This window comes from Streptomyces sp. NPDC093261, assembly GCF_044753645.1.
GTDB lineage: Bacteria > Actinomycetota > Actinomycetes > Streptomycetales > Streptomycetaceae > Streptomyces.
In genome coordinates this window covers 1-4,173 of record NZ_JBIVNO010000046.1, presented here as the reverse complement: position 1 = coordinate 4,173, position 4,173 = coordinate 1, and the positions used below count along the sequence as shown (strand labels likewise).

Sequence of the window (4,173 nt, the reverse complement as noted above, 5' to 3'; positions counted from 1 at the left end):
CGGCCATACAACCCACGCCCCATCCCCAACCACTGCGCACCCTGACCCGTGAACACAACCCCCAACCGACCATCACCAGCCACCGCCTCCACCGCAGCCACCGACAGCTCACCCGACGTCCGGCCCACAGAAACCAGACGGTGGTCGAACCGCGACCGCGACAACAGGGAGTACGCCACGTCCACCGGCCGCGCCGAAACCTCCGCCAGCCGGGCCAACTGCTCACGGGCGGCCGCCCCGGACCGGCCGCACACCAGCCACGGCACCACCACATCCACCGCCCCCGGCTCAACCACCTCACCGACCGGAGCCTGCTCCAGGATCGTGTGCGCGTTCGTCCCCGAGATCCCGAACGACGACACCGCCGCCCGCCGCGGCCGCTCCACCACCGGCCACGCCCTCGCCTCAGTTACCAGCTCGACTTCACCGGCTTCCCAGTTCACGTGTGACGAGGGGCGGTCCACGTGCAAGGTCCGCGGCGCAACACCGTGGCGGAGCGCCACGACCATCTTGATCACGCCCGCGACACCGGCGGCGGCCTGTGTGTGCCCGATGTTCGACTTCACCGAACCCAGCAGCAACGGCGTCTCACGGCCCTGCCCGTAGGTCGCCAGCAACGCCTGCGCCTCGATCGGATCACCCAGCGACGTGCCCGTCCCGTGACCCTCCACGACATCCACGTCGAGCGGCGACAGACCGGCCCCGGCGAGAGCCTGGCGGATCACGCGCTGCTGGGACGGTCCGTTCGGCGCCGTCAGGCCGTTCGACGCGCCGTCCTGGTTCACCGCCGACCCCCGCACCACGGCAAGGATCTCGTGACCGTTGCGCACCGCGTCCGACAGCCGCTCCACCACCAGCATGCCGACACCCTCAGACCAGCCGACACCGTCAGCGGAGTCGGCGAAGGACCGGCAGCGGCCATCGACGGACATACCCCGCTGGCGGGAGAAGTCGACGAACAGGTTCGGGGTGGACATTACGGTCACCCCGCCGGCCAGCGCCAGATCACAGTCACCCGACCTCAACGCCTGGGCCGCCCAGTGCAGGGCCACCAACGAGGACGAGCACGCCGTGTCGACCGTGACCGCCGGGCCCTCGAAGCCGAAGGTGTAGGCGACGCGGCCGGACGCCACGCTCGGGGCGCTGCCGTTGCCGCGGTACCCCTCGAACTCCGGGGTGTTCAGCAGTTCCGAGTAGTCGCTGTACATCACGCCGGCGAACACACCGGTGCGGCTGCCCCGCAGCGACACCGGATCGATGCCCGCCCGCTCCAGTGCCTCCCACGACGTCTCCAGCAGCAGACGCTGCTGCGCGTCCGTGGCGAGCGCCTCACGGGGGCTCATGCCGAAGAACTCCGCGTCGAACTCCCCCGCGTCGTGCAGGAAACCCGCCTCACGCGCGTACGAGGTGCCGAGGTGGTCGGGGTCGGGATGGTACAGGCCGTCGAGGTCCCAGCCCCGGTTGTCCGGGAATGCCGACACGGCGTCCACTTCGTCGGTGACCAGCTGCCACAGGTCCTCCGGCGACCGCACCCCACCCGGGTAGCGGCACGCCATGCCCACGATCACCACCGGGTCGTCGGACACGGACGGCAGTGACGCGACCGGCGTCTCCGCCGGCTCGATCCCCAGCAGTTCCCCGATCAGGTAGGCCGCCAGCCCGGTGGAGGTCGGGTAGTCGAAGACGAGCGTCGCCGGCAGCCTCAACCCGGTCACGGCGGCCAGGCCGTTGCGCAGTTCCACCGCCGTCAGGGAATCCATGCCCAGCTCCCGGAACGAGCGCTCCGGATCCACCGGCGCCGAGGCGTCGTGGCCCAGCACGGCCGCCACCCGGCCACGGACCAGGTCGAGCACGACCTCCGTGCGGTCGGCCTCTGGGAGTGCTGCAAGGCGGCGGACCAGGCCGTCGGCCACCTCCCCTCCGTGCGCCGCGATCCGCCGGCCCCGCGTGCGCACGAGTCCGCGCAGCAAGGCGGGCACCTCGCCACGAGCCCGCACCGCCGCCAGATCGAGCAGCACGGGCGACACCACGGCCTCGTCCGGCACGGACAGGGCCGCGTCGAACAGCGCCATGCCCTGCTCGACCGTCAGCGGCGGCACGCCTTCACGGGCGAGGCGGGCGCGGTCGGCGTCGGTGAGCCCGGCGGTCATGCCGGTCTCGGGCGCCCACGCGCCCCACGCGAGCGACAGGCCGGGCAGCCCATGGGCGCGGCGGTGGGCGGCGAGGGCGTCGAGGAACGCGTTGCCCGCCGCGTAATTGCCCTGGCCGGCCGCGCCGAGGATGCCGGCGACCGAGGAGAAGAGCACGAAGGCGTCGAGGTCGGTGGTCAGCTCGTGCAGGTGCCAGGCGGCATCCGCCTTCACTCGCAACGCCGTGGCGAGGCGCTCGGGCGTGAGGGAGTCGATGACACCGTCGTCCAGCACACCGGCGGCGTGCACGACGGCACGCAGGGGGTGCCCGGCCGCCACGGTGGCAAGTGCCGCCGCCAGCGCGTCCCGGTCCGTCACGTCGCAGGCGAGGACCGTTGCGGTGGCACCGAGTCCTGTCAGATCGGCGACCAACTCGGTGGCGCCCTCGGCGTCGGGTCCACGGCGACTGAGCAGCAGCAGGTGCCGCACGCCGTGCTCGGCGACGAGGTGCCGTGCGAGGCTCGCGCCGAGCCCGCCGGTGCCACCCGTGATCAGGACCGTGCCGTCGGCGTCCCAGTGCGTGCTCGCGGCGGGGGCGGTGAGGCGGGCGAGCCGAGCGGCCCGGACCTCGCCGTCCCGCACGCGCACCTGGGGCTCGTCGGTGGCGAGGACCACGCCCAGCGGCAGCGGTCCGTGGTCGGCATCGACGAGGACGAAGCGGCCGGGGTTCTCGGTCTGGGCGGACCGTACGAGGCCCCACGGCGCGGCCGTGGCCGGATCGGCGCCGTCGATGACGAACACCAGCCGGGTCCCGTCGGACGACACGTCGGACGCGAGCCAGCGCTGGAGCAGGCTCAGCGCACGGGCGGCGAGGTCGTGGGTTCCGGTGAGCACGTCGCCGTCGGCGGCGAGAGGTACGACGACGGCGTCGGGGGCGCCGCCGAGCGAGGCCAGGTCGACGGCGGCCGAGACAGTGACGCCTGCCGAACGCAACCGGTCGGCGACACCGCGCGGGTCGTCGCCGAGCACGACGGCGGTCACCGGCTCGTTGCCGGCGCGTGCCCGTGCCGACCAGTCGATTCGGTAGAGCGCGTCGGTGCCTGGGCTCATCTGGTCGGCGGCGAACTCGCGGAACACGAGCGAGTCGACGGTGGCAACCATGTTGCCGGCTGTGTCTGCGGCGGCGATGGTGACGCCGTCGGCGGGATTCCCGGTCAGGACCACGCGCAGCGCGGCGGCCGCCGAGGCGTGCAGGGTCACGCCCTCCCAGGCGAACGGGAGCACACTGCGATCGGTGCCGCCGGTCAGCGACGCCGCGTGCAGAACCGCGTCCAGCAGCGCCGGGTGCAGGCCGTACGCGTCGGCCTGGCCGGCTGTCTGGTCCGGCAGCACGACGTCCGCGTAGATGTCGCCGCCGCGGCGCCAGGCGGTCGTGAGACCGCGGAACATCGGGCCGTAGCCGAAGCCGAGGTCGGCGAGCCGCTCGTAGAAACCGTCCAGGGCGATGGCTTCCGCACCGGCCGGCGGCCACGTGGAGAGGTCGGCCGTGGCGGCCTCGGAGGCGGCCAGGGCGCCGAACGCGTGTTGTGTCCACGGACCGTCGGTGTGTTCGGGGCGGGAGAACACGCCGAAGGCAGTGCCGTCAACCCGCACCTGTATGTGCACCGCGGCGGTTTCAGGCAGAACGAGCGGGACCGCCAGGGTCAGCTCGTCGATCCGGTCGAGCCCGACCTCGTCGCCGGCGCGCAGCGCCAGCTCGACGAACCCGGTGCCGGGGAACAGGACCTGGCCGTGTACGACGTGATCCGCCAGCCACGGTACGGACCGCACGGAGAGCCGCCCGGTGAGCACGGTGACCTCGCCGCCGGCGACGGCAACGGCCGCGCCCAGCAGTGGGTGTTCGACCGAGGCGAGGCCCGCGCCGGACACGTCTCCGGTGGCACCGGTCCGCTGCGGCCAGAACCGTTCGTGCTGGAAGGCGTAGGTCGGCAGATCGACCCGGCGGGCGCCCGTGCCGGCGAAGAACGCCTCCCAGTCCACCCTG

General features: G+C 73.0%; 1 protein-coding gene. It reads right to left on the bottom strand.

The genetic code is table 11. The annotated features are described in order from the left end of the window. A partial coding sequence (locus tag ACIP94_RS38350) for a type I polyketide synthase (protein WP_402436752.1) occupies window positions 1–4,173 on the bottom strand: 4,173 nt, incomplete at both ends.